21 protein-coding genes are annotated in these 24,801 nt (G+C 70.4%); 13 read left to right on the top strand and 8 right to left on the bottom strand.

The features are described from left to right. Positions 1 to 117: 117 nt before the first annotated feature. From ACWC9R_RS01755 to ACWC9R_RS01735, 5 genes are all read right to left on the bottom strand, one after another. Positions 118 to 798, bottom strand: coding sequence for a response regulator (locus tag ACWC9R_RS01755; RefSeq protein WP_450727998.1), 681 nt, complete (start codon positions 796 to 798; stop codon positions 118 to 120). Continuing rightward, entirely contained in the window at positions 795 to 2,186 is a 1,392-nt protein-coding gene (locus ACWC9R_RS01750; protein ID WP_450727996.1) for a sensor histidine kinase, read from the bottom strand. The genes ACWC9R_RS01755 and ACWC9R_RS01750 overlap by 4 nt, the downstream gene beginning before the upstream one ends. 137 nt (positions 2,187 to 2,323) lie before the next feature. After that, entirely contained in the window at positions 2,324 to 3,205 is an 882-nt protein-coding gene (locus tag ACWC9R_RS01745) for a DUF4429 domain-containing protein (RefSeq protein ID WP_450727994.1), read from the bottom strand. 199 nt (positions 3,206 to 3,404) lie between these two features. Beyond that, on the bottom strand, positions 3,405 to 4,619 hold the full coding sequence (locus ACWC9R_RS01740; protein WP_450727992.1) for an alpha/beta hydrolase: 1,215 nt from the start codon (positions 4,617 to 4,619) through the stop codon (positions 3,405 to 3,407). 267 nt (positions 4,620 to 4,886) lie between these two features. After that, positions 4,887 to 5,540: a TetR/AcrR family transcriptional regulator gene (locus ACWC9R_RS01735; protein ID WP_450727990.1), complete on the bottom strand. Its 654-nt coding sequence runs from the start codon at positions 5,538 to 5,540 to the stop codon at positions 4,887 to 4,889. Between the two features lie 229 nt (positions 5,541 to 5,769). Between ACWC9R_RS01735 and ACWC9R_RS01730 the strand changes: the two genes are divergently transcribed. Both ACWC9R_RS01730 and ACWC9R_RS01725 read left to right on the top strand, forming a co-directional pair. Further along, entirely contained in the window at positions 5,770 to 7,257 is a 1,488-nt protein-coding gene (locus tag ACWC9R_RS01730; RefSeq protein WP_450728275.1) for an MFS transporter, read from the top strand. Positions 7,258 to 7,838: 581 nt separating this feature from the next. Next, on the top strand, positions 7,839 to 8,249 hold the full coding sequence (locus tag ACWC9R_RS01725) for a peptidase inhibitor family I36 protein (RefSeq protein ID WP_450727988.1): 411 nt from the start codon (positions 7,839 to 7,841) through the stop codon (positions 8,247 to 8,249). A 128-nt stretch (positions 8,250 to 8,377) separates the two neighbouring features. On the opposite strand, the gene aceE is transcribed toward ACWC9R_RS01725, so the two are convergent. Continuing rightward, positions 8,378 to 11,110 (bottom strand): pyruvate dehydrogenase (acetyl-transferring), homodimeric type, encoded by a 2,733-nt coding sequence (aceE, locus tag ACWC9R_RS01720; RefSeq protein WP_450727986.1) that lies wholly within the window; start codon positions 11,108 to 11,110, stop codon positions 8,378 to 8,380. A 516-nt stretch (positions 11,111 to 11,626) separates the two neighbouring features. Between aceE and ACWC9R_RS01715 the strand changes: the two genes are divergently transcribed. From ACWC9R_RS01715 to ACWC9R_RS01690, 6 genes are all read left to right on the top strand, one after another. Continuing rightward, positions 11,627 to 12,058 (top strand): DUF3052 domain-containing protein, encoded by a 432-nt coding sequence (locus tag ACWC9R_RS01715; protein WP_109889470.1) that lies wholly within the window; start codon positions 11,627 to 11,629, stop codon positions 12,056 to 12,058. A gap of 147 nt (positions 12,059 to 12,205) precedes the next feature. Next, positions 12,206 to 12,664: a peroxiredoxin gene (locus ACWC9R_RS01710; RefSeq protein ID WP_450727983.1), complete on the top strand. Its 459-nt coding sequence runs from the start codon at positions 12,206 to 12,208 to the stop codon at positions 12,662 to 12,664. Between the two features lie 161 nt (positions 12,665 to 12,825). Continuing rightward, the gene (locus ACWC9R_RS01705; protein ID WP_362608456.1) at positions 12,826 to 13,401 is read left to right on the top strand and encodes a TerD family protein; all 576 of its coding nucleotides are present in this window, start codon (positions 12,826 to 12,828) and stop codon (positions 13,399 to 13,401) included. A gap of 183 nt (positions 13,402 to 13,584) precedes the next feature. Then, on the top strand, positions 13,585 to 14,160 hold the full coding sequence (locus tag ACWC9R_RS01700; protein WP_450727981.1) for a TerD family protein: 576 nt from the start codon (positions 13,585 to 13,587) through the stop codon (positions 14,158 to 14,160). A gap of 52 nt (positions 14,161 to 14,212) precedes the next feature. Further along, positions 14,213 to 15,352 carry a DUF475 domain-containing protein gene (locus ACWC9R_RS01695; RefSeq protein ID WP_450727979.1) on the top strand — a complete coding sequence of 380 codons (1,140 nt, stop codon included), beginning with the start codon at positions 14,213 to 14,215 and terminating at the stop codon, positions 15,350 to 15,352. Positions 15,353 to 15,450: 98 nt separating this feature from the next. Further along, positions 15,451 to 16,191: a TerD family protein gene (locus tag ACWC9R_RS01690; RefSeq protein ID WP_450727977.1), complete on the top strand. Its 741-nt coding sequence runs from the start codon at positions 15,451 to 15,453 to the stop codon at positions 16,189 to 16,191. 89 nt (positions 16,192 to 16,280) lie between these two features. Here ACWC9R_RS01690 and ACWC9R_RS01685 read toward each other — a convergent pair whose 3' ends face one another. After that, positions 16,281 to 17,375, bottom strand: a complete 1,095-nt coding sequence (locus ACWC9R_RS01685; RefSeq protein WP_450727975.1) for a TerD family protein — start codon at positions 17,373 to 17,375, stop codon at positions 16,281 to 16,283. A 216-nt stretch (positions 17,376 to 17,591) separates the two neighbouring features. Between ACWC9R_RS01685 and ACWC9R_RS01680 the strand changes: the two genes are divergently transcribed. The 3 genes from ACWC9R_RS01680 to ACWC9R_RS01670 are packed head-to-tail and all read left to right on the top strand — an operon-like array spanning position 17,592 to position 22,255. After that, on the top strand, positions 17,592 to 18,764 hold the full coding sequence (locus ACWC9R_RS01680; RefSeq protein WP_450727973.1) for an HpcH/HpaI aldolase/citrate lyase family protein: 1,173 nt from the start codon (positions 17,592 to 17,594) through the stop codon (positions 18,762 to 18,764). Between the two features lie 15 nt (positions 18,765 to 18,779). Beyond that, positions 18,780 to 21,380, top strand: coding sequence for a phosphoribosyltransferase (locus ACWC9R_RS01675; RefSeq protein WP_450727971.1), 2,601 nt, complete (start codon positions 18,780 to 18,782; stop codon positions 21,378 to 21,380). Further along, entirely contained in the window at positions 21,380 to 22,255 is an 876-nt protein-coding gene (locus ACWC9R_RS01670; protein ID WP_450727969.1) for an HAD family hydrolase, read from the top strand. Before ACWC9R_RS01675 ends, ACWC9R_RS01670 begins: the two co-directional genes overlap by 1 nt. Here the strand turns inward: ACWC9R_RS01670 and ACWC9R_RS01665 are convergent. Next, positions 22,218 to 22,856 (bottom strand): DedA family protein, encoded by a 639-nt coding sequence (locus tag ACWC9R_RS01665; RefSeq protein ID WP_450727967.1) that lies wholly within the window; start codon positions 22,854 to 22,856, stop codon positions 22,218 to 22,220. The genes ACWC9R_RS01670 and ACWC9R_RS01665 overlap by 38 nt on opposite strands. Before the next feature lie 109 nt (positions 22,857 to 22,965). Here ACWC9R_RS01665 and ACWC9R_RS01660 point away from each other — a divergent pair, with 109 nt between their 5' ends. Next, complete coding sequence (locus ACWC9R_RS01660; RefSeq protein WP_450727965.1) at positions 22,966 to 24,105, top strand: sensor histidine kinase; 1,140 nt, start codon at positions 22,966 to 22,968, stop codon at positions 24,103 to 24,105. After that, positions 24,096 to 24,755, top strand: a complete 660-nt coding sequence (locus tag ACWC9R_RS01655) for a response regulator transcription factor (protein ID WP_450727963.1) — start codon at positions 24,096 to 24,098, stop codon at positions 24,753 to 24,755. The genes ACWC9R_RS01660 and ACWC9R_RS01655 overlap by 10 nt, the downstream gene beginning before the upstream one ends. The last annotated feature ends 46 nt before the right edge of the window (positions 24,756 to 24,801 follow it).

Below are 24,801 nucleotides of genomic sequence, written 5' to 3'. Positions count from 1 at the left end.
AGGAAGAGGGGATATGACGAGGCGTCACCCCGGGGAGCCGACTCCCGGGGGCTACGGGGGTAGGGGGCTCGCGCCGCGCTCCTCCTCCCGGAGGAGAGACACCCGGGGAGCCGGGCGCTACCGCTCGCCGGGCGAGACCAGCCCCGACTCGTACGCGAAGATCACGGCCTGCGCGCGGTCCCGCAGCGCCAACTTGGCCAGCACCCGGCTGACATGGGTCTTCACTGTCTGCTCGGCGACGATCAGGGCATCGGCGATCTCCTGGTTGGACAGCCCGCGGGCGATCAGCTCCAGGACCTCCGTCTCGCGCGGGGTCAGCCCGTTCAGCCGCAGCGCGGGGCGGCCCTTCCGGGCCACCGGCCCCGAGCGGGCGAAGTCGGCGATCAGCCGCCGGGTCACGGACGGCGCGAGCAGCGCCTCACCGGCCGCCACGACCCGGACCGCGGAGATCAGATCGGCCGGCGGCGCGTCCTTGAGGAGAAAGCCGGACGCCCCGGCGCGCAGCGCCTCGTAGACGTAGTCGTCGACGTCGAAGGTGGTCAGCATCAGCACCTTCGGACGGTGGGTGACCCCGGCGGGCGGTTCGAGCAGCTGACGGGCCGCCTCCAGGCCGTCCATCTCCGGCATCCGCACATCCATCAGCACCACGTCGGGGTGCGTCCGGCGGCTCAGGGCCACGCCCTGCACCCCGTCCGGGGCGTCGCCCACCACATCGATGTCGCTCTGCGCGGCGAGCAGCGCGGCGAAGCCCGCACGCACCATGGCCTGGTCGTCGACGATGATCACGCGCGTGGTCATACGGAGTGGGAGTCCTTTGCGGAGAGGGATGAGGCCGGGGAGGGCGGTGGTGCGAGGGGGAGCTGGGCGGCGACCCGGAATCCGCCGTCGGGCAGCGGCCCGGTGTCGAGCGAACCGTCCACCAGCCGGACCCGCTCGCGCATCCCGACCAGGCCGTGGCCGGTGCCGCTGGTCTCCAGCGGCGCGGACGGCGCGGACGGCGGGGAGTTGACGACCAGCACGGTCAGCCGCGCGCCGTCCGCGGCCAGCGTCACCGACACCCGGGTCGGCGCCCCCGGGGCGTGCCGCACCACATTGGCCAGCGCCTCCTGCACGATGCGGTACGCGGACAGGTCCACCGCCGGTTCCAGCGCCACCGGCTCCTCCGGCAGCGCCAACTCGACCGGCACACCCGCCCGTACGGTCCCCTCGACCAGCTTCGGCAGCATGCCGATCCCGGGCTGCGGGGTCTTCTCCGGGCCGCTGTGCTGCTCCGCCTCCTCGCTGCGCAGCACCCCGAGCAGCCGGCGCATCTCCGCCAGCGACTCCCGGGCGGTCGCCGCGATCGCGCCGAACTCGTCCTCGGCCTCCCGGGGCATCCCGCTGATGCGGTACGGGGCGCTGGCCGCCTGGACCGTGATCACCGACATGTGGTGGGCGACGACGTCATGCAGCTCACGGGCGATCCGGGCGCGCTCCTCCAGCAGCGTCCGGTGTGCGCGCTCGGCCTCGCTGATGGTCTCCTGCTCGATCAACTTGCGCTGGGCGTCGCCGCGTTCGCGCAGCGTGGCGCCCATCATCAGCACCACACCGGTGAGGACGAACAGCAGCACCCAGGTGTTGTCGCCGCCGTCGGGACTGAACGGCTCGGAGAGCAGGCCTGCCACTCCGGTCGTCAGCCAGACGGCGGTCAGGGTGCGGCGGCGCTCGCGCAGCGACAGCGCCAGCATCAGGGCGAGATAGCCGACGATCTCCATCGGCGGCCAGGGCCAGGCGCGCCCCGCGACCCCGTCGGCACCGGCCAGTGCCACGGCACCGACGACATCCGCCGTGAAGATCACCCACCAGGCCTGCAGCGGCCGGGTCACCGCGAGCAGCAGCGGCACGGTCTGCGCGGTGGCGAGCGCGCCGGCCAGCCGGCCGGTGAGGCCGTAGTCGTTGCTGAGCACGGTGATGGTCGTCGGCAGCAGGGAGACCGCGAAGCCGAAGGCGAGGACGTAGGGCAGCCGGCGCAGCCAGGGACTGCGGACGCTGCCCAGCAGCGGGGTGCCGGGCTCGGTCGGGGTGCCGAGTTCCACGGCCAGGAGGCGCAGCGCCTGCCGTGCGGCGCGCAGCGCCCGTTGCCCGGCCGTCTCACGCACGGGCCCGTGCGCCGGCTCGTGTTCGGTTTCGGCACCTCGTCCACTCATCGCGCCTCTATCTAAGCGGAGCACGCGGGCGGGTGCGTCATACCTGGGGCCGGGCTTTCGCCCCGTACCACGGTATGAGTCCCGGCCCGGTCAACGGCCCGCGCTCCCGCCCCGGTCCGCGTGAACCGGCGGGCGCTTCAGAGTTCCGCCAGCAGCTCGGCCTTCTTCGTGCTGAACTCGTCGTCGGTCAGCAGTCCGGCACCGTGCAGCTCGCCGAGGTGGCGTATCCGGTCCGCGATGTCCGCCGGATCGCGGCGCGTCTCGCCGGTCCGGTGGCGTACCGGCGCACCGTCCGCCGTCTCCTGCGCCGACTCGGCGGAGCGTACGGCCTGCAGCACCGAGGCCGCGAACGGCAGCGACTCGTGCACGGGGCCGTAGCCCAGCCCGAACACCACGGCGGCCGGGTCCTGGTCCGCCTCGCCCGTCCCGGGCTCGCGCGCCCCGCGCTCCAGCAGCCGCAGATAGCCGTTGAGGATCTCCGGCGAGCGCCATTCGACCCCGGCCAACTCGCCGACGGAGAAGGTCTGGTCGCCGCACTTCCACTTGGCCGAGGAGGCGCCGGTCCAGAACCACCGGAAGGCGACCGCACGCCCGTCGAAGGACGCCTTGCCGTCATACGCCTTGAAGTGCAGCGGGGGCTCCGGCGCGGCCACCAGATGGCGGTCGGCGGGCTCCTTGGCGTCGGGGCCGAGCGCCGTGCGCAGCTCGTCGGCGTAGTACTCGGCCAGCGTCTCGCGGTCGGCCGGCAGCACCAGCCGATAGGGGTCGGAGTCCTCCTTGAGCTGCCCGTTCGCCGCCTCCATCAGGGGATCGGCGCCATGTCGGGGCACGGCGTGCAGCACCACCGTGCCACGTCTGCCCTCGGTCACCTCCACGGAGCTCAGCGCCTCGTACGGAATGCGTCGCTCACCGAGCGCCTGGAACAGCTTCGGCCTGCGTATCCCCCGTTCGAAGCGGATGAGTACGGAGTCCGTGTCGAACTCCCAGACGGCATGAAAACCGGCCAGCACATCACCCATGCGGCTCATCGTATGCGGGCGGTCGCCCGCCCGTCCCCCTTCCGGGTACCTCGGGAGCGCGCGCCGAAGCGGTGCCTGTCACTCCGGTCACCTGCGCCGCCTCCCGTCTCGTGGGCGTCGCGGCGGACGGGTGCGGTTGGCGGGCACGGCCCGTCCCCGGGCGCCGGGCCGTGCCCGCCGACCTGTGGCCCCGTGGCCCTCAGACCGGACGGGTGCCGCACTGCGGGTCGTCGGACGCGCAGTTGACGGTGTGCGCCGCGCCGACCCCGACGAGCGCGAAGTTGCGCAGACTGCCGGTGCCCGGCGCGAAGTATCCGGCGTGCCCGACGGCGCCGTCGGCCGACAGGATGCGCGAGCCGAAGGACGGGTCGACCGGGTCGGCGCCGTGCCCGAGCCCGCCGACCTCCAGGTTCGGGATGTCCTGAATCCAGTCGTCGGCGTCCCGCATCGCCCAGACCCGGGCCTGGGTGCCCAGCCCCGAGCGGCTGTTGGCCCGCATGCCGGGGCTCCCGGCCACCGCGATGTCCTCGACGTTGGACGGCAGGTCCCGGGCCGCGACACCGCACACCACGGAGCCGTAGCTGTGGCAGAACAGCGAGACGGCGTCGGAGGAGGGCAGCGAGTCGACCAGGGCGCGCAGCCGGTCCGCACCGGCCGCGGCGAGCTGCCCGGTGGCGGCCTCGACGCCGACGCCGGACGGCGAGGTGTAGTCGGCCCAGGCGATCACGGCCGTACGGGCGCTCGGCCGGGCCGACCGCTCGGCGCCGTAGAGGGCGCGGGCCATACCGACCGGGGCGGTGGTCGCCCGCGCGGTGCGCTCGAACGTCGACAGGTTGGTGTCCACGCCGGGCACCACGACGGACACCCGCTGGGCCGCGGGGAGGTTGCCGAAGACCTCGGCGGCCCGGCCGCCGCCGGCCGGATCGAAGGCCAGGATCTGCCGGCCCGGCGACCTCATCGATGAGAGGCGGTGCATCAGCCGGCCCGCCTCCTGGCGGCCGACGGGCGTGAGCCGCTGGTCGTTCATCCGGCGCTTCTCGATGTGGCGGGCGTCGTCGATGGCCATCCGGTTGGCCTTGTAGCGCAGCTTCACGGGGGCGCCGCCCATGTTGCCGACGACCAGCGGGTAGCGGGCGGCGAGCTGCTGCTTCTCGGCCCGGCTGAGCTTGGCGAAGAAGGCCCGGAGCGCGGCCGGCGGCCCCTGGGGGTCGGGCAGCGGGCGTCCGAGGAAGGTGGCGTGCTGCCAGGACGTCCTGGCGGTGGCCAAGGGGTTGGCGTCCTCGTTGGTGCCTCTGACCGCCGTCCAGCCGGTTATGGCGAGCATGACGAAGACCACCGCCAGAGCGAGAGCGGCACGCCAGGCCGTGGACTGAAGGAAACCGGAGGAGGGGCCGAGGCCCGAGAACGAATTCACCGCGAGCCACCCTAGGAGACATGACGGGGCGTCCGCTGTGACCGTGAGTGATCTCACGTTTCCCGGTGGGTATTTCGACCAAAACGGACACCTGTCATCGGTTTCCGGTGCTCAGCCGTGCAGGCTCGATCTCAGGGGGTGCCCTTCATGATCGCTTAGAGGTGCGCTTTCGTCACGCAGGGTGGCGATTTCGCGGCAAGGGTGCCCGTGTGGAGGCCGGACCGGAGCGAGCCGCTCCGCCGGGCCGGGTGAGGCGCGGACCCGGGGTCAGCGCGTCCCCCAGTCGTCCTCCATCGCCGGCCCGATGTGGTCCATGTAGGACTGGGTCATCTCGCGGATCGAGGCCACGCTGCACTCCTGGCCCTCGCCCCACACCTGGCCGGCCACCCGCATCACCCCGCCGAACGCGGCGACCAGCACCCGCGGCCGGGGGTCGGTGTCCACGTCCAGCCCCTCGCGCCGGGCGATCAGCCGCGCTATCTGCTCCTCCAGCCCGGAGGACCGCCGCAGATGTGCGGCGATCAGCGCGGGCGTCGACTCGATCATCCGGAACGAGCGCATGTACAGCTCCACCGGGATCACCGACTCGATGGTGCCGGCGATGCCGTCCCAGGCCCTCGTCACGGCGGTGCGCAGGGCGGTCAGCGGCGCCTCCGCCGCGGGCCGCGCGAGCAGTTCCTCGACGAAGCGGGCCTCGACCATCTCCTGGACGGCGAAGGCGACGTCCTCCTTGTTCGCGAAGTAGCGGAAGTACGTCCGCTGGGAGACGTCCACCGCCTCCGCGATCTCGTCGATCGTCGTCGCCTCGTACCCCTGCTCCGTGAACAGTTCCAGCGCCGCGCGGATCAGGGCGTCGCGGGTGCGCCGCTTCTTGCGTTCCCGCAGGCCCGCGAGGGCTGTCTGCGGCGTCGGGGTCGCCATCCTGAGCCGCCTTTCCATGGTGTTCTCGCTGCTCAGGTTACCTGTGAGCGAGATGACAGTTACCGACTCATGAATCCCTTTGTCAATTGTCAGTGGCTGACATTAGCCTCCCGGTATGAGTTCTCACACCCCGGTCGCCGAAGCCGCGCCGGAAGTTCCCGTACCGGACGCCCCCAAGGGGCTGCGCGGTCATCCGTGGCTGACCCTCTTCTCCGTCGCCATCGGCGTGATGATGGTCGCCCTGGACGGCACGATCGTCGCCATCGCCAACCCGGCCATCAAGCAGGACCTCGGCGCCTCCCTCGCCGACGTGCAGTGGATCACCAACGGCTACATGCTCGCGCTGGCCATCGCGCTGATCACGGCGGGCAAGCTCGGTGACCGCTTCGGCCACCGCCAGACCTTCCTGATCGGCATCCTCGGCTTCGCCGCCGCCTCCGCGGCCATCGGCTTCTCCCACGAGGTCGCGCTGGTGATCACCTTCCGGGTGCTCCAGGGCCTGTTCGGCGCGCTGCTGATGCCCGCCGCGCTGGGGCTGCTGCGGGCCACCTTCCCGGCCGAGAAGCTCAACATGGCGATCGGCATCTGGGGCATGGTCATCGGCGCCTCCACCGCCGGCGGCCCGATAGTCGGCGGACTGCTGGTCGAGCACGTCAACTGGCAGTCCGTGTTCTTCATCAACGTCCCGGTCGGCGTGCTGGCCCTGGTCCTCGGCCTGGTGATCCTCAAGGACCACCGCGCGGAGAACGCCCCCCGCTCGTTCGACATCCCGGGCATCGTGCTGCTCTCCAGCGCGATGTTCTGCCTCATCTGGCCGCTGATCAAGGCCGGGGAGTGGCACTGGGACAGCATGAAGACCTGGGGCTTCCTGATCGCCTCCGTGGTGCTCTTCGCCCTCTTCGCCCTCCTGGAGAGCAAGGTCCGCGAACCGCTCATCCCGCTGCGGATGTTCCGCTCGCTGCCGCTGACCGCCGGCACGATCCTGATGGTGCTGATGGCCTTCGCCTTCATGGGCGGCCTGTTCTTCGTGACGTTCTACCTGCAGAACGTGCACGGCATGACGCCCGTCGACAGCGGACTCCACCTGCTGCCGCTCACCGGCATGATGATCGTCGGCTCGCCGCTCGCCGGCGCCCTGATCACCAAGTTCGGCCCGCGCATCCCGCTCGTCGGCGGCATGGTCCTGACCGCCGTCGCCATGTACGGCATGTCCGGCCTCGACACCGGCACCGGCACCGGCCCGATGTCCCTCTGGTTCGCGCTGCTCGGCCTGGGCCTCGCGCCCGTCATGGTCGGCGCCACCGAGGTCATCGTCGGCAACGCCCCGCTGGAGCTCTCCGGCGTCGCCGGCGGCCTCCAGCAGGCCGCGATGCAGGTCGGCGGCAGCCTCGGTACGGCCGTGCTCGGCGCGGTGATGGCCTCCCGCGTCGACAGCGACCTCCCGGACAACTGGCGGTCGGCCGGCCTCCCGCCGGTCCCGCCCGCGCAGGCGTCCCAGCTCTCCGACGCCGTCTCGGCCGGTATCTCCCCGGTCCCGAAGGGCACCCCGCCGGAGATCGCCCAGAAGATCACCTCCGCCGCCCATGACACCTTCGTCTCCGGCATGGGCGAGGCCTTCACGGTCGCCTGCGGGGTGGCGGTCGTCGCGGCGGTCGTCGCGATCTTCACCAAGCGCGGCGAGAACGCCGAGGCGGGCGCCGGCGTCGGCCACATCTGACCGGCGCGGCCGTACGGCACCCGCCCCGCGGAGCGCCGTACGACCGGCCGGCCCTCCCCGCCTGCCCGCAGCGCCCGGCGCGCGGCCGCACGAGGTCCCCTCGTCCGGCCGCGCGCCGTCGTGTGTCGCCCCCAGCACGGCGTCACCGCACCCCGCCCATCGGCCGTACGGACCGTGCTCCGCCGTCAACCACCCGTCCCGGCCCCTCGCCGGGCCCCATCCGCCTTGTCCCTTGCGGCAGTTGGTCCGGCCCGGCGGGCCGAATCCCTCATCCGGATGAGCCGGCCCGGGAACCCGGCCGCCTCCCCTACGGCCATGGCGCACCACCCGCGGGCACCGCACCCGGCGGACACCGGGAGGAACGGTTTCCGCAGCCCGCCCGCGCCGTCCCGGCCCGCGTCAACCTCGCGCACCGGCCGCCTCGCCCCGGCGCGGACGGCTGTCCACATACCTGATCCGGGTGGCAGTGCCGCCACGGGCTTGGCAGCCGCGCACCGCCCTCGCGAAGCTCGATGACGAACCGCCGCGGCCGACCGGCACGCGGCGGGACCTCAGCGTCGTACTCCACGGGGGAGATTCCCATGCGCCTGCGTACATCCCGGACCACCGTGCTCCTCACCGGCCTCCTGGCCGTCCTGACCACCGCCCTCGCCGTCCCGCCCACCCTCGGCACCCCGGCAGCACACGCGGCCGGCGGCCGCACCGCCGCCTCCGGAGCCTGCGACGCGGGCCAGCTCTGCCTCTGGGCCAAGGCCGGCTTCGGCGGCGTCCGGCGGACCTACGAACTGTCCGGCACCGACATCGAGAGCTGTGTCCCGCTGCCCAAGGGGAGCGGCGCCGCTGCCCTCGCCAACCGCACGGGCCGGCCGGTCACCACCTACCAGAGCGGGGAATGCGCCGAGACCGCCGAGTTCGACACCTACCCGGGCGGCGGCAGCTGGGTGCCCCGGTCCCCGTACCGGGTCCGGGCGTTCAAGGTGTGGGAACGCTGAACCGGCCGCCCACGGACGCGCCGCCGCGTGCCCATGGCCTCCGGCGCACAGCACCGCGCCCCCCGACCGGCGTGAGACGCGGGTCGGGGGGCGCGGTGGAAGCGGTGCGGCGGCAGGCCGCGGGGAGGTCAGGCGTCGCCGCCGGCCTCGCCCGCGTCGGCGGCCGCCACGTCCAGGAGCTGGTAGCGGTCGATCGCCTGCTTCAGCAGCGACCGGTCGACCTTGCCCTCCTTGGCGAGCTCGGTGAGCACGCCGAGGACGATGGACTGCGCGTCGATGTGGAAGAAGCGACGGGCCGCGCCACGGGTGTCCGCGAAGCCGAAGCCGTCGGCACCCAGCGACTGGTACGTGCCGGGAACCCAGCGGGCGATCTGGTCCGGAACGGCCCGCATCCAGTCCGAGACCGCGACCTTCGGGCCCTCGGCACCCTGGAGCTTCTGCGTCACGTACGGGACGCGCTGCTCCTCCTCCGGGTGGAGCAGGTTGTGCTCCTCGGCGTCCACCGCGTCGCGGCGCAGCTCGTTCCAGGACGTCGCCGACCAGACATCGGCCTTGACGTTCCACTCGTCCGCGAGGATCTGCTGGGCCTCGATCGCCCACGGCACCGCGACACCCGAGGCGAGGATCTGGGCGCTGTGCTCGCCCTTCTCGCCGGGCCTGACCCGGTGCAGACCCTTGAGGATGCCCTCGACGTCGGCCTCGGCCGGCTCCGCGGGGTGCTGGATCGGCTCGTTGTAGACGGTGAGGTAGTAGAAGACGTCCTCGGAGTTCTCGCCGTACATCCGGCGCAGACCGTCCTTGACGATGTGCGCGATCTCGTAGCCGTAGGCCGGGTCGTAGGAGACACAGGCCGGGTTGGTCGAGGCGAGCAGCTGCGAGTGGCCGTCCGCGTGCTGCAGACCCTCACCGGTCAGGGTGGTGCGGCCGGCGGTGGCGCCGAGCACGAAGCCGCGGGAGAGCTGGTCGGCCATCTGCCAGAACTGGTCACCGGTGCGCTGGAACCCGAACATCGAGTAGAAGACGTAGACCGGGATCAGCGGCTCGCCGTGCGTCGCATAGGCGGAACCCGCCGCGATCAGCGAGGCCGTGCAGCCCGCCTCGGTGATGCCGTCGTGCAGCATCTGGCCGGTCGGCGACTCCTTGTAGGCCAGGAGCAGTTCGCGGTCGACCGACTCGTACTGCTGGCCCAGCGGGTTGTAGATCTTGGCCGACGGGAAGAACGCGTCCATGCCGAAGGTGCGGTACTCGTCGGGCGCGATCGGCACGAAGCGCTTGCCGATCTCCTTGTCCCGCATGAGGTCCTTCAGGATGCGGACGAACGCCATGGTCGTGGCGATCTTCTGCTGTCCCGAGCCCTTCTTGGCGCCCGCGTAGGCCTTGTCGTCCGGCAGCTTCAGCGGCTCGGCACGCACGACACGGGTGGGCACATAACCGCCCAGGCCCTTGCGGCGGTCGTGCATGTACTGGATCTCTTCGGAGTTCCGGCCCGGGTGGTAGTAGGGCGGTACGCCGTCCTCCAGGTCCTTGTCCGGGATCGGCAGGTGCAGCCGGTCACGGAAGCCCTTGAGGTCCTCGACCGTCAGCTTCTTCATCTGGTGGGTCGCGTTGCGGCCCTCGAAGTTCGGACCGAGCGTCCAGCCCTTGACGGTCTGGGCGAGGATCACCGTCGGCTGGCCCTTGTGCGCCTTGGCCGCCGCGTACGCCGCGTAGATCTTCTTGTGGTCGTGACCGCCGCGTCCCAGGTGCAGGATCTGGTCGTCGGTCATGCCCTCGACCATCGCGCGCAGGCGCTGGTCGTCACCGAAGAAGTGGTCACGGATGTACGCACCGGTCTCGGTGGCGTACGTCTGGAACTGGCCGTCGGGGGTGGTGTTGAGCTTGTTGACCAGGATGCCGTCGCGGTCCTGCGCGAGCAGCGGGTCCCAGCTGCGGTCCCACACGAGCTTGATGACGTTCCAGCCGGCGCCGCGGAACTGCGACTCCAGCTCCTGCATGATCTTGCCGTTGCCGCGGACCGGGCCGTCGAGGCGCTGCAGGTTGCAGTTCACGACGAAGGTCAGGTTGTCCAGGCCCTCGCGCGCGGCGATGGACAGCTGGCCGAGCGACTCGGGCTCGTCCATCTCACCGTCGCCGAGGTACGCCCAGACGTGCGACTTGGAGGTGTCGGCGATACCGCGCGCCTCCATGTAGCGGTTCATCCGCGCCTGGTAGATCGCGCCGAGCGGGCCGAGACCCATCGAGACGGTCGGGAACTCCCAGAAGTCCGGCATCAGCCGCGGGTGCGGGTAGCTGGACAGACCGTTGGGGGCCTTGGACTTCTCCTGGCGGAAGGCGTCGAGCTGGTTCTCGCTCAGCCGGTCCAGGAGGTAGGCGCGGGCGTAGACACCGGGAGAGGCGTGGCCCTGGAAGAAGATCTGGTCGCCGCCGTCGCCCTCGTCCTTGCCCCGGAAGAAGTGGTTGAAGCCCACGTCGTAGAGGGAGGCGGAGGAGGCGAAGGTGGCGATGTGCCCGCCGACGCCGATGCCCGGACGCTGTGCCCGCGAGACCATCACGGCGGCGTTCCACCGGGTCGCGTTCAGGACCTTGCGCTCGATCTCCTCGTTGCCCGGGAAGAACGGCTCGTCCTTGGTCGCGATGGTGTTGACGTAGTCCGTGCTGCGCATCTCGGGCACGGCCACACGCTTCTCGCGGGCGCGCTCGATCAGGCGGAGCATGAGGTAGCGGGCACGTTCCCGGCCGCGCTCGTCGACGGCCGCGTCGAGCGAGTCGAGCCATTCCTGGGTCTCTTCGGGATCGAAGTCCGGGACCTGGCTGGGAAGGCCGCCAATGATGATCGGGTTTCGATCTGATCCGGAAGCCACGCTGTTCCTTCGTGTTCGGTTCGTGTCGTGCCCTGCAAGGGATTGCTGCTGCGCACGGGACGAATGCTGTCTCTGCCTTGGTGTCGCGCCGTCTTCCATCGTGTACCGAGCCACAGGGATACGTCACCTCTACTGATGGGTAACCCGTCCGTAGAGAGATGGCGCTGAAAAGGCCGATTTCTCGCGTCGGCCAAATCGCAACCATACGCCCATGTCGAAAGTGCTTCGCGTACGGACGTACGGACCCCGAAATCAGGTCCGCGAGCCACGGCCGCCCCCCGAAGGGACCAGTCGTGCGCAGATGACCGATAAACCCTGCAGAAAGCTGTGTCGTGAATCACTTCAGCCTGTCCCGGCGGGGTCGCGGTTGCGGCGAGACGCCGCCAAACGTCACCGTTTCGGCGGTCTGGACCGCCGGGTACTTGCGCGATCCGCCCGGCCCGTGTGGACTACGCCCAATGCTCCGCGCACGCGCGGGGTCCCCGAGCATTTCCGAAACATGACAGGAGGCAATCCGTGAGCGCGACCGCGGACCACGCGGAGGAGCGGACCAACCCTGCCGCCAGGCTGGGGTTCGAGCCCGGACAGGTGGTCCAGGAGATCGGTTACGACGACGACGTCGATCAGGATCTCCGCGAAGGCATTGAGACCGTGATCGGCCAGGATCTCGTCGACGAGGACTACGACGACGTCAGTGACGTCGTGGTGCTGTGGTTCCGCGACGAGGACGGCGACCTCACGGACGCGCTGGTGGACGCCATCGGCCTGATCGACGAGGGCGGGCAGATCTGGCTGCTGACCCCGAAGACCGGCCGTGAGGGCTACGTCGAGCCGAGCGACATCAATGAGGCCGCGCAGACCGCGGGTCTGTCCCAGACCAAGAGCATCAACGCGGCCAAGGACTGGACCGGCAGCCGCCTGGTCACCCCCAAGTCCGGCAAGCGCTGAGCCACACCGACCCGACGTTCGCCACCGAGCCCCCTCCGCCTGTTCCGGAGGGGGCTCGGCCCTGTTCAGGACGGGTTCCCCGGAGGTGCACCCCGGCGCGTAGGGTTGGTCGCGTCCTGTTGAGAGTGAGCGGAAGGGAAGCACCCCATGGCGATCGAGGTCGGCACGAAGGCTCCGGATTTCGAGCTGAAGAACCAGCACGGCGAACTGGTCAAGCTCTCCGACTTCCGCGGCGAGAAGGCCGTCGTCCTCCTCTTCTACCCCTTCGCCTTCACCGGGGTGTGCACCGGCGAGCTCTGCGCGCTCCGTGACGAGCTGCCGAAGTTCGTCAACGACGACGTCCAGCTGCTGGCCGTCTCCAACGACTCCCCGTTCTCGCTGCGCGTCTTCGCCGAGCAGGAGGGCCTGGAGTACCCGCTGCTGTCCGACTTCTGGCCGCACGGCGAGGCCTCGCGGGCGTACGGCGTCTTCGACGAGGAGAAGGGCTGCGCGGTGCGCGGCACGTTCGTCATCGACAAGGAGGGCGTGGTGCGCTGGACGGTCGTCAACGGCCTGCCCGACGCCCGCGACCTGAACGACTACCTCAAGGCGCTCGGCACCCTCTGAGCCGGCGCACTCCCGGGTACCGCTGCGCCCACCGGGCCGACATCCGCATGATCCAGGTGCGATATCTGCAATCGGTGGGAACCGGTCACTAGGATCAATTCGTTGATCCGATGCCATGCACGATGGGGGCGCAGGTACCCCTCGAATCTATGGGAGGACTCGTGGGAGTCAGCCTCAGCAAGGGCGGCAACGTCTCGCTGACGAAGGAAGCCCCCAATCTGACCGCCGTCATCGTCGGTCTGGGCTGGGACGCGCGTACCACCACCGGTACGGACTTCGACCTGGACGCCAGCGCCCTGCTGACGAACGACCAGGGCAAGGTGGGCAACGACCAGAACTTCGTGTTCTTCAACAACCTGAAGAGCCCGGACGGTTCGGTCGAGCACACCGGTGACAACATCACCGGTGAGGGCGAGGGCGACGACGAGCAGATCAAGGTGAACCTGGCCTCCGTGCCGGCCGATGTCTCCAAGATCGTCTTCCCGGTGTCGATCTATGACGCCGAGACCCGCCAGCAGAGCTTCGGCCAGGTCCGCAACGCCTTCATCCGGGTGGTCAACCAGGCCGACAACAATGAGCTGGCGCGCTACGACCTGAGCGAGGACGCCTCGACCGAGACCGCCATGGTCTTCGGCGAGCTGTACCGCAACGGCGCGGAGTGGAAGTTCCGGGCCATCGGCCAGGGCTACGCCTCCGGCCTGCGCGGCATCGCGCAGGACTTCGGCGTCAACGTCTGACCGGCCGGATTCGAGGTCCGATCGTCGGCAACCGGCCGGGCGGCGCCATAGCGGCGGCCGCCCGAGCCCAGAACGACCGCGTCCGGCGCCGTACGTCCCTGCCCGGGGAGTGCGGCGCCGGACGCGCGTGAACGAGGGGGCGGGCCGGGCGGGTCCGCACCGACACCGGGGAGGAAGCGAACGATGAGCGTCACGCTTGCCAAGGGGGGCAATGTCTCCCTGTCCAAGGCCGCTCCGAATCTGACACAGATCATGGTGGGCCTCGGCTGGGACGCGCGGTCCACGACCGGCGCGCCGTTCGACCTGGACGCCAGCGCACTGCTGTGCCAGTCGGGTCGGGTGCTGGGGGACGAGTACTTCGTCTTCTACAACAACCTCAAGAGCCCGGAGGGCTCCGTCGAGCACACCGGGGACAACCTCACCGGCGAGGGTGAGGGCGACGACGAGTCGATTCTGGTCGATCTTTCCCAGGTGCCCGAGCAGGTCGACAAGATCGTTTTTCCGGTCTCCATTCATGACGCCGATCTGCGTGGCCAGAGCTTCGGCCAGGTCAGCAATGCCTTTATCCGCATCGTCAACCAGGCCGACGGCAGCGAGCTCGCCCGCTACGACCTCAGCGAGGACGCCTCCGGCGAAACCGCGATGATCTTCGGCGAGGTGTATCGCTACAAGGGCGAATGGAAGTTCCGGGCAGTAGGGCAGGGGTACGCGTCGGGTCTCCGGGGCATCGCTCTAGACTTCGGGGTCAACGTTTCGTAAAGCGCCGCGCGCTGCGCGCGGGGGACCCACACAGCGAGGGATTGGGTAGGCAGTGCTCCTGAAAACCTTTGGCTGGTCGTTCGCCGTCACGGCGCTCGGCCTCGCCTTGGCGGGCGTGCTCTGGGGGTGGCAGGGGCTGGCGATTGTCGGAATCCTGTCCGTCCTGGAGATCTCCGTCTCGTTCGACAACGCCGTCATCAACGCGGGCATCCTGCGCAAGATGAACGCCTTCTGGCAGAAGATCTTCCTCACCCTCGGCATCCTCATCGCCGTGTTCGGCATGCGGCTGGTGTTCCCGGTCGTCATTGTCGCGATCACCGCGAAGCTGGGGCCGATCGAGGCGGTCAGCCTCGCCATCAATGACAAGGCGCAATACCAGGAACTGGTCACCAGCGCCCATCCGGCCATCGCGGCCTTCGGCGGGATCTTCCTGCTGATGATCTTCCTCGACTTCATATTCGAGGAGCGCGATTACAAGTGGCTGTCCTGGATCGAAAAGCCCATGGCCAAGATGGGCAAGCTGGACACCCTGTCGATCATCATCGCGCTGGCCGTCCTGCTGGTGACCGCGATGACGGTGGCCACCAGCGTCGGGCACGGCGGCGGTGACAAGAGCGCCACGGTGCTGCTGTCCGGCGTCGCGGGCCTCATCACCTACCTCGTCGTCGGCGGTATCTCCGGCTACTTCGAAGGCAAGCTGGAGGACGAGGACGAAGAGGACGACGCGGAGGACGGCGAGGCCGCTGCGGCGCCCGCCACGAAGGGCAACGGCTCGGCCGTGGGCCTGGCCGGCAAGGCCGCGTTCTTCATGTTCCTCTACCTCGAGGTCATCGACGCGTCCTTCTCCTTCGACGGCGTCATCGGTGCCTTCGCGATCACCAACGACATCTTCATGATGGCGCTGGGCCTGGGCATCGGCGCGATGTACATCCGGTCGCTGACGGTCTTCCTGGTCCGCAAGGGGACCCTGGACGACTACGTCTACCTGGAGCACGGCGCCCACTACGCGATCGGCGCGCTGGCCGTCATCCTGCTGATCACGATCAAGTACGAGATCAACGAGGTCATCACCGGCCTGGTCGGCATCGTGCTGATCGCCCTCTCGTTCGCCTCCTCCGTGATCCGGAACCGGCGCGAGGGCAGGCCCGGGGCCACCTCGGACGACAAGGCGGAAGTCGCGTCCGGAGTGTGACGCGACGCTGATTGAGGAACGCTCTCTGCGGGGCGGCCTGAGGTGCGGACCTCGGGCCGCCCCGTTGGTAGTTGGGGCCGAGCGATGGGGTGGGCAAGGTGTCGTTCCTGGGGAACCTGTGGCGCGGTGGCGCGCAGAAGATGGACTTCGACAGCGGAGGCGCGTCGTACGTCGTCGAGCTGACGAAGCGGAATCCGGTCGTCTCACTGACCAAGCAGGGGGCCGCCACCGGGCATCTGCGGGTCAATCTGCACTGGCAGATGAGGACGTCGGACCTGCATGAGCGGAGCGGGGGCAAGGGCAGCCTGCTGCGGCATCCGGGCAAGCTGTTCAAGCCCGAAGTCGTACAGGCGCAGGGGCCGGCCGTGGTCAACGTCGACCTGGACCTGGCCTGTCTGTACGAGCTCAAGGACGGCACCCGGGGCGTGGCGCAGCCGCTGGGCAACTTCCTGGGCGACCTCAACGGGCCGCCCTTCGTCAAGCTCAGCGGTGACGACCGCTTCGGTTCGGGGTCCGGCGAGACGCTCTACATCAACCTGGACCACCGCGACGAGATCAAGCGCATGCTGATCTTCGTCTACATCTACGACGGGACGCCGGCCTTCGACCGTACGCATGCGGTCGTGACGCTCTACCCGAGCAGCGGACCGCGGGTGGAGGTCAAGCTGGACGAGCGGGCGCCACAGGCGCGCTCCTGCGCCGTCTTCATGCTCGAGAACGTCAAGGGCGAGCTGACGGTGCGCCGCGAGGTGAAGTACGTCTACGGCTTCCAGGCGGAGCTCGACCGGCTGTACGGCTGGGGGCTCCAGTGGGGGCGGGGCTACAAGTCCAAGGTGTGAGCCGCCCGGTGCGGCGCACCACCCGGCGTGGTACGGGGTGGGCGCCGCGGGGCTGTGCCGTGGTGGTCAGGGCACCCGCCGGTGGTCCGTTACCGGCGCTGGAACTGCGGTCCCTGGGGCGGCAGGACGAAGGACGGGTCCGGCACGAAGGGCTGCTGCACCGGATAGCCGTACGTCGAGGCCGGGTGCGGCTGGGACTGCGGGGCGCCGTACGGGGCCGGCTGCTGCGGGGGCTGGTACTGGGACGGCGGTCCCGGGTAGCCGTAGGCGGGCTGGGCCGGGGGCTGGGCCGGCGGTGGCGGAACGTTCTGCGGGTAGCCGTAGCCGCCGCTGGTGGGCGGGGGTGCCGCGGAAACCGCCGCGGCGGCGGGCTGCGGCGTGGGCGGGGCCTGCTCCGGCGGAGCGTCGGCCACGTGCTGGGTGACGGCATCGGGGTCCGACGCCGGGTAGGCCTGCGGGTCGGCCGCGGAGGGCGGGCCCGAGGCCTCTTCCGGCCAGGTGCTGGGCGGCGGGGTCACGGGGGAGCCGGCGGGGCCGGGCTCGGCCTGCGGGGACGGGGCGTTGGCCGTCGCGGGCTCCGGGCCGGGCGAGGCCACCGTGGCCTCCGTGGCCGACGCGTCGGCCTGTGCGGTGTCCGGATCGTTCTCGTCCACCGAGATCCCGAACTCGGTCGCCAGGCCGACCAGTCCGGTCTCGTAACCCTGCCCCAGCGCACGGAACTTCCAGGACTCCGCGCGGCGGTACAACTCCCCGCAGATCAGGGCCGTCTCATCGCCCGTCTCCGGCACCACGTCGAAGACCGCGAGCGGCTCACCGTCGCTCGCCGCCGCGTCGTACAGCCGGACCTGCAGATCCGTGACGCCCGCGAACGCGCCGCCGTCCGAGGACGCGGCCAGCACGACCCGGTCCACCGACGGCTCCAGCGCCGCCAGATCCGCCTCGATGGTGTCGGTCAGCTGGTCGCCGGCCTGGCTCTTGGGGAGATGCCGTACCAGGCCGCTGGGGTGGCGTGGTTGGTTGTAGAAGACGAAGTCCTCGTCGGAGCGCACGCTTCCGTCGGGCCCCACCAGCAGGGCCGAGGCGTCGACATCGGGAACACCTGTGCCGGCCGTCCAGCGCAGGACGGCCCGGACAGCCGTGGCATCGAGGGGTACGTTCGACCCTTTCGGCATCGCGTGCGTCATGCCGTAATCCTGCCTTCCCTGAGGTCGCAGGGACAACGCGGGGGCCCGGTGGGGTGCAGCGGGCTTTCCGGGGACTCCTGGGTGACTCGTGGGGGTTACGTGATTTTCATGCACGCGGGAACTAACCACACCCCCGCGCACGTACGATTACCGGCTGGATCGAGACAGCGAGGCGCAGCGGGGGTGCCCGAGACCCGCAGGTAGACGGGGGGATATATGCGGCATTTTGGGCATCTTGCGCCCGATATCCGGAGGACGCTGTTCCATCAGGAGCCGGTGGAGTTCACCGCCGATTCTCCGGCGCGCACGCTCGCGGTCGCTCTGGGTGCCACCCTCTACAGCCCCGCCACCCGCCCGCGCCTCGCCGCCGACGTGATCAAACAGGCCGGGCGTGGCGTGATGTCCATGGTGCTCTGTCTGGAGGACTCCATAGGGGACGCGGATGTCGAGGCCGGCGAGGAGAATCTCGTGCGGCAGCTCGGCCTCCTCGACGAGGCGGCGGCCGCCGGAACTGTTCTCCCGCTGCTGTTCGTCCGCGTCCGCGCCCCCGGTCAGATTCCGGACCTGGTGCGCCGGATGGGCTCCGCCGTCCACAGACTGTCTGGATTTGTACTTCCGAAATTCGCCGAGGAGCGTGGCATCCCGTTCCTTGAGGCGCTGACGACGGCCGAGTCCGTCTGCTCGCGCCGGCTCTTCGCGATGCCGGTGCTGGAGTCCCCCGAGCTGCTGCATCTGGAGAGCCGCGCCGAGACCCTGCAGGGCATCGCCAGGACCGTCGACAAATACCGGGACCGGGTGCTGGCCCTGCGGCTCGGCGTCACGGACTTCTGCTCCGCCTATGGACTGCGCAGACCGCCCGATATGACGGCTTACGACGTCCAGATCGTCGCCTCCGTGATCGCCGACGTGGTGAATGTGCTCGGCCGGGCCGACGGCACGGGCTTCACCGTCACCGGGCCGGTGTGGGAGTACTTCCGGCAGCACGAGCGGATGTTCAAGCCGCAGCTGCGGCGCAGCCCGTTCCTCGGACGCGCCGAGGACCTGCGGACGGCCCTGATCGAGCACGACATGGACGGCCTGCTGCGCGAGATCGAACTCGACCGCGCCAACGGCCTCCAGGGCAAGACCTGCATCCACCCCTCGCACGTCGCGCCGGTGCACGCCCTCTCGGTCGTCAGCCACGAGGAGTTCAGCGACGCGATCGACATCCTGCGTCCCGAGCAGGGCGACGGCGGTGTGCTGCGCTCCTCGTACACGAACAAGATGAACGAGGTGAAGCCGCATCGCGCCTGGGCCGAGCGGACCCTGCTGCGGGCCGAGGCCTTCGGGGTCGCCCGGGAGGGCGTCGGATTCGTGGAGCTGCTGACAGCGAGCGTGCCGCAGACCTGATCTGCGGTGATCGGTATGGACGGTACGACGGAGGAGACGGAACGCGTGGTCTGGACAGGGGAATGGGTCGCCGGCCGGCTCGGGGTCTCGCTGAGCGGCGGGGACGAGCTGCCGGAACTGCTCGGGCTGGCGCTGCGGCGCAATCCCAAGCGGGCCCATCTGCTCGTGTCGAACGTGCTCGGCAAGCATGTGCCGCAGCGACCGGGCGTGGTCCATGGCGCCGGCCTCGGGCTGGGGCGCCGGGTGCGGGAGCTGCTGGGTGACGAGGCCGCTGCCCGGTCCGTCGTCCTGGGGTACGCCGAGACCGCCACCGGCCTGGGGCATTCGGTGGCCGACGGACTCGCCCTCGCGCCGTATCTGCACTCCACCCGCCGTCCCGTCGCGGGCGTGGCGCAGGTGGGCGGGTTCGAGGAGGAGCACAGCCACGCCACCTCCCACCTGCTGCTCCCCGAGGACCGGGAACTGCTCGCCGGAGACGGACCGCTGGTGCTCGTCGATGACGAGTTCTCCACCGGCAGGACCGTCCTGAACACCATCAAGGCGCTGCATGCGCGCTTCCCGCGCGAGCGGTACGTGGTCGTCGCCCTGGTCGATATGCGCTCCGACGCTGACCGCAGCCGTCTGGAGAAGTTCGCGGCGGAACTGGGCGCCCGCATCGACCTCGTCGCGCTGGCCGCGGGCGGCGTACGCCTGCCCGAGGACGTGCTGACCCGCGGCCAGGAACTCGTCGCCGCACAGGAGGCCACCGCGGCACAGGTACCGGGGGCCGCCCCGGTGCCCGGCGGTGACGGCGCGGACGTCATACGGGTCGACCTCGGCTGGCCCGCTGGCCTGCCGGACGGCGGCCGCCACGGCTTCACCCCGGCGCACCGGGAGCGGCTGGAAGCCGGGCTGCCGGGCATGGCGGCCCGTCTCGCGCAGCGCCTGGACGGTGCCCGCCGCGTTCTCGTCCTCGGCAACGAGGAGTTGATGTACGCGCCGCTGCGGATAGCGGAGGCCCTGGACGCTCTTGTCGCCCGGGAAGAGGGCGGTGCCGAGACGAGGCCGGCCCACGACGGCATCGGAGCGGGGGACGGATCTCCCGGGGGATCTCCGGCACCACGGGACGCTGCCTTCGCGCCAGGGGGCGGTCAGCTGTCCGCGCCGGCCGGAGGTGCGGGTGCCTTCTTCTCCACCACCACCCGGTCGCCGGTGCTCGCCGTCGACGACCCCGGTTACGCGATCCGGACCCGGCTCTCCTTCCCCGCCCACGACGATCCCGCCGACGGGCCGGGGGAGCGGTACGCCTACAACGTCGCGGCCGGCGCCGACCCGGAACGCCGCTTCGACGCCATCGTGGCCGTCGTGGACTCGCACGGCGACCTCCCCGAACTGCACGCCGCCGACGGTCTGCTGAACCGGCTCGCCCGGCACACCGACCGCCTGCTGCTCGCCGTCATCCCCTCCTACGCCCCGCAACCACAGGCCGGACCCATGCCCCTCCCCGAGCCGCTGCGCGGCCCCGCCTTCTCCTCCTACACCGCCGACGAGGTCGGCTGGCTGCTGCAGGATCTCTCCGACGTCACCCTGGAAGCGCCGACCGAGGAACGCGAGGAGGCGATTCAGCGCGGCGGCGCCCACTACGCTGAGTCGCTGCCCGTCGAATACCAGCCGAGCGAGGCGTACCAGGCGCTGTTCCACCAGGCGCTGGAGACCTCCGCGAGCCGGATCGCGCGGGCGGTCGGGACCGTCACCGAGTCCGTGCTCGCCGAACGCGGTCCCCGCCCCGTGCTGGTCTCGCTGGCACGGGCGGGCACACCCGTCGGGGTGCTGATGCGCCGCTGGGTGCAGCATGCGCACGGTCTGGAGCTGCCGCACTACGCGGTCTCGATCGTCCGCGGCCGGGGCATCGACACCACGGCGCTCCGGTGGCTGGCCGCCCATCACGACCCGGCGGATGTCGTCTTCGTGGACGGCTGGACCGGCAAGGGCGCCATCACCCGCGAACTCGCCCAGGCCCTGGAGGACTTCCCGGGCTTCGACCCGAGGATCGCCGTGCTCGCCGACCCCGGCGGCTGCGTCGAGACCTATGGCACCCGCGACGACTTCCTCATTCCGTCCGCCTGCCTCAACTCCACCGTCTCCGGCCTGATATCGCGCACCGTCCTGCGCGACGACCTCGTGGGCCCGGACGACTTCCACGGCGCGAAGTTCTACCGCGAGCTGGCCCCCACCGATCTGTCGCGTGCCTTCCTCGACGCGATCAGCGCGCGCTTCGACGAGGTCGCCGCGGACGTCGCCGACGAGGTGAAGGCCCTGGGCACCGCCGACCGGGCCCCCACCTGGGAAGGCTGGGCGGCCGTCGAGCGGATCAGCGAGGAGTACGGCATCCACGATGTGAACCTCGTGAAGCCCGGTGTCGGGGAGACCACCCGGGTACTGCTGCGGCGGGTCCCCTGGAAGATCCTGGCCCGGCGGGGGGCCGGTACCGACCTCGATCATGTGCGCCTCCTGGCGGAACAACGGGGCGTGCCCGTCGAAGAGGTCGACGAACTGCCCTACACCTGTGTGGGGTTGATCCACCCCCGCTTCACTCGCGGGGCGACGGGTGCCGACGGCAAGGCGGTGGCCTTCTGATGAGCGGCCGGCCCCTCGCCCACCACCACCCTTCCCCGGAAGCGCTGCGCGCTGCCCCTCTTTTGGTCGCCAGCGACCTCGACCGCACCCTGATCTATTCGGCGGCGGCCCTGGGCCTCGCCATGCCCGACGCCGAGGCGCCCCGGCTCCTGTGCGTGGAGACCTACGAGCGCAAGCCGCTCTCCTACATGACGGAGACGGCCGCCGGCCTGCTCGCCGAACTGGCCGGCAAGACCACCTTCGTGCCGGCCACCACCCGCACCCGCGAGCAGTACCACCGCATTCATCTCCCCGGACCGGCACCGGAGTTCGCCATCTGCGCCAACGGTGGCCAGCTGCTCGTCCGCGGAGAGCCGGACCCGGACTGGCAGCGCACCGTCGCCGAGCGGCTCGCCGCGCAGTGCGCGCCCCTGGACGAGGTCCGCGCTCACCTCGTCCGTGCCGCCGACCCGGCCTGGCTGCTCAAGGAGCGGGTCGCGGAGGACCTCTTCGCCTATCTCGTCGTGGAGCGACCGCTGCTGCCGGACACCTGGGTGCAGGACCTCACCGGCTGGGCGCACGAGCGCGGCTGGACCGTCTCGCTGCAGGGCCGCAAGATCTATGCCGTGCCGCAGCCGCTGACGAAGAGTGCGGCCGTGGCGGAGGTGGCGCGCCGCACCGGGGCGTCCGAGATCCTCGCGGCCGGTGATTCCCTCCTCGACGCCGATCTGCTCATGGCCGCGAACCGCGGATGGCGGCCCGGACACGGCGAGCTGGCGGACTCCGGCTGGCAGGCGTCCCACGTCACCGCGCTCGACGAGCGGGGTGTCGCCGCGGGCGAGGAAATCGTGCGGGCCTTCATCCGCGGCGCCGTGCCCCCGAGCCACGCCGGCTGACCCGGAGAGCGACAAAGACCGCCACCGCCAGCGCAGTTGACACAAGGACCACCTTCGAATAGACGTCCACATACCCCGTCACCTCCTCCCAGTTGTCGCCGAGCAGATAGCCCGCGAAGACGAAGATCGCGTTCCAGATGAGGCTGCCGAGTGTGGTCAGGGCGAGAAAGACCGGTATCGGCATGCGCTCGATTCCGGCGGGTATGGAGACGAAGCTGCGGAAGAGGGGAATCATCCGGCCGAAGAACACCGCCTTCGTCCCGTGCCGCCGGAACCAGCGTTCCGTCTTCTCGATGTCCGGGGCCTTGACCAGCGGCAGCTTCGACGCGATCGCGAGCGTACGTTCGCGCCCGAGCAACGCGCCCGCGCCGTACAGCGCCAGGGCGCCGGTCACGGAGCCGAGTGTGGTCCACGCGAGCGCGGATACCAGAGGCATGCTGCCGCGGGCGGAGGCGAAGCCCGCCAGCGGCAGGATCACCTCGCTCGGCAGCGGCGGGAAGAGGTTTTCTGCGGCGATGGCCACAGCCGCGCCGGGCGCGCCGAGCGTGTCCATGAGGTCGGTGATCCAGCCGGGTGCGGTGCTTTCGATGCTCTCGATCATGTTTTCAACGCTATGAATTCTCGGCTCGCGGCACATTGCGGTACACCGCACGAAAGAGTGCGGTTTTCCGCAGTGTGCGCGGACGCGCGGTGCCGCTAGCGTTTTGATCATGTGGGGGATTGCACGGCGCGGATTGCGCCTCGTGACAGGTCTGGTGGTCGGTGCCGTGATCGCGGCGGCCGAGCTCCCCTTCGTCGTGCTCTCCGGCCTCTCCCTGCTGTGCGTTGTCGCCTGGCCGCGTGGCCGCCGCGCGGTCCTCAAACCCGTGGTCGCCACCGCACGGGCCCTGACCGAGACCCATCGACGCCGTCTCCGCAGCTATGTCGCGGCCGACACGTCGGACGCGTACGCGGACCACCGTGCCCTGCAATATCTCTCCCTGCGCTGGGGGTTGGGCCTCCTGGGCGCCCTCGTGCTGGGCGCGGCGCTGATCGGAACGGCGTACGGCATCTCCTGGATCTTCATCCTGCCGCTCACCGACGTCCGTTATCCCGGCACCGTCGTGCTCTCGAGCGTCGGCGGCCTCTTCCTCCTGTTCCTCAGCCTGCAGGGCACCTTCGGGGTCGCCGGGCTGGAGATCAGGCTCGCGCGGTACTACCTCGGCCCCAGCCATCAGGAAGCGCTGGAGCGCCGCATCGAGCAACTGGCCGCCAGCCGCGCCGGCGTGATCGCCGCGGTCAGCGATGAGCGCCGCCGTATCGAACGCGATCTGCACGACGGTGTGCAGCAACGGCTGGTGGCCCTGGGGATGCTGCTCGGCCGCGCGCTGCGCAGCCAGGACGTGCAGCGGGCGGAACAACTCCTGCGCCAGGCCCATGAAGAGAGCGGCCGGGCCCTGACCGAGCTGCGCGAAGTGGCCTGGCGGGTCTACCCGACCGTGCTGGACGAAGCGGGGCTGCGCGCCGCTTTGGAAACGGTGGCCGAACGCTCGGCCATCCCCGTACGCCTCGACTACGACCTCGCCGCCGAACCCGACACCGCCCTGGCAACGGTCGCCTACTTCGTGGTCTCCGAAGCCGTCACCAACGCCGTCAAGCACTCCGGTGCCGGACGGATATCGGTCCGCGTCGCCCCTGGCGAGGACGCCGTGCTCGTGCGCATCGAGGACGACGGACCGGGCGGCGCGGATTCCACCGGCAGTGGCCTGTTCGGCCTGGCCCGCCGGGTCGCCGCCCTCGACGGCCGGTTCCGGGTGGACAGCCCGGCCGGCGGACCGACCATCATCACCGCGGAGCTGCCGTGCGCGTAGTACTGGCCGACGATTCGACCCTGCTGCGCGAGGGCCTGGTACGGCTCCTCGCCGAGGAGGGGCACGAGGTGGCGGCCGCGGTCGGCGACGCCGAGCAGCTGATCGCCGTGCTGGAGCAGGCGGAGGAGCAGGGGAAGAAGCCGGACTCGGTGGTCGTGGATGTCCGGATGCCGCCCACGCACACCGATGAGGGTCTGCGCGCCGCAGTGCAGATCCGGGAACGCTGGCCCGATATCGGCGTGCTGGTGCTCTCGCAGTATGTCGAGCGCCGCTATGCGACCGAGCTGCTGACCGATGACAGTGAGGGGGTGGGCTATCTGCTCAAGGACCGGGTGGTCCAGGTGGACGAGTTCCTGGACGCGCTGGAACGGGTGAGTGCCGGCCAGGCCGCCTTCGACTCCGAGGTCGTACGGCAGCTGCTGATGCGCAGCCGCCGCTCGGACCCGCTGGGCACACTGACCACACGTGAACAGGAGGTGCTCCGGGAGATGGCGCAGGGCCACACCAACGCGGCCATCGCGGTCCGGCTGCACATCTCGCAGAGTGCCGTGGAGAAGCACATCAACGCGATCTTCGAGAAACTCGGCCTGACCGGCACCTCCGGATACTCCCGCCGGGTCCTGGCGGTATTGCGGTACTTGGGGACCTGAGGTCTATGGCACGAGGTCCGGTACACAAGATCCGGTACACCAGACC

The sequence above is a fragment of the Streptomyces sp. NPDC001219 genome, assembly GCF_053597915.1.
This window is presented reverse-complemented; position numbering and strand designations above follow the sequence as displayed.

Excerpts from the sequence above, each read along its gene's own strand:
- ACWC9R_RS01755 (WP_450727998.1), bottom strand. The coding sequence starts at position 798 with ATGACCACGCGCGTGATCATCGTCGACGACCAGGCCATGGTGCGTGCG.
- ACWC9R_RS01750 (WP_450727996.1), bottom strand. The coding sequence starts at position 2,186 with ATGAGTGGACGAGGTGCCGAAACCGAACACGAGCCGGCGCACGGGCCC.
- ACWC9R_RS01745 (WP_450727994.1), bottom strand. The coding sequence starts at position 3,205 with ATGGGTGATGTGCTGGCCGGTTTTCATGCCGTCTGGGAGTTCGACACG.
- ACWC9R_RS01735 (WP_450727990.1), bottom strand. The coding sequence starts at position 5,540 with ATGGCGACCCCGACGCCGCAGACAGCCCTCGCGGGCCTGCGGGAACGC.
- ACWC9R_RS01730 (WP_450728275.1), top strand. The coding sequence starts at position 5,770 with ATGATGGTCGCCCTGGACGGCACGATCGTCGCCATCGCCAACCCGGCC.
- ACWC9R_RS01725 (WP_450727988.1), top strand. The coding sequence starts at position 7,839 with ATGCGCCTGCGTACATCCCGGACCACCGTGCTCCTCACCGGCCTCCTG.
- ACWC9R_RS01710 (WP_450727983.1), top strand. The coding sequence starts at position 12,206 with ATGGCGATCGAGGTCGGCACGAAGGCTCCGGATTTCGAGCTGAAGAAC.
- ACWC9R_RS01700 (WP_450727981.1), top strand. The coding sequence starts at position 13,585 with ATGAGCGTCACGCTTGCCAAGGGGGGCAATGTCTCCCTGTCCAAGGCC.
- ACWC9R_RS01685 (WP_450727975.1), bottom strand. The coding sequence starts at position 17,375 with ATGACGCACGCGATGCCGAAAGGGTCGAACGTACCCCTCGATGCCACG.
- ACWC9R_RS01680 (WP_450727973.1), top strand. The coding sequence starts at position 17,592 with ATGCGGCATTTTGGGCATCTTGCGCCCGATATCCGGAGGACGCTGTTC.
- ACWC9R_RS01675 (WP_450727971.1), top strand. The coding sequence starts at position 18,780 with ATGGACGGTACGACGGAGGAGACGGAACGCGTGGTCTGGACAGGGGAA.
- ACWC9R_RS01670 (WP_450727969.1), top strand. The coding sequence starts at position 21,380 with ATGAGCGGCCGGCCCCTCGCCCACCACCACCCTTCCCCGGAAGCGCTG.
- ACWC9R_RS01665 (WP_450727967.1), bottom strand. The coding sequence starts at position 22,856 with ATGATCGAGAGCATCGAAAGCACCGCACCCGGCTGGATCACCGACCTC.
- ACWC9R_RS01660 (WP_450727965.1), top strand. The coding sequence starts at position 22,966 with ATGTGGGGGATTGCACGGCGCGGATTGCGCCTCGTGACAGGTCTGGTG.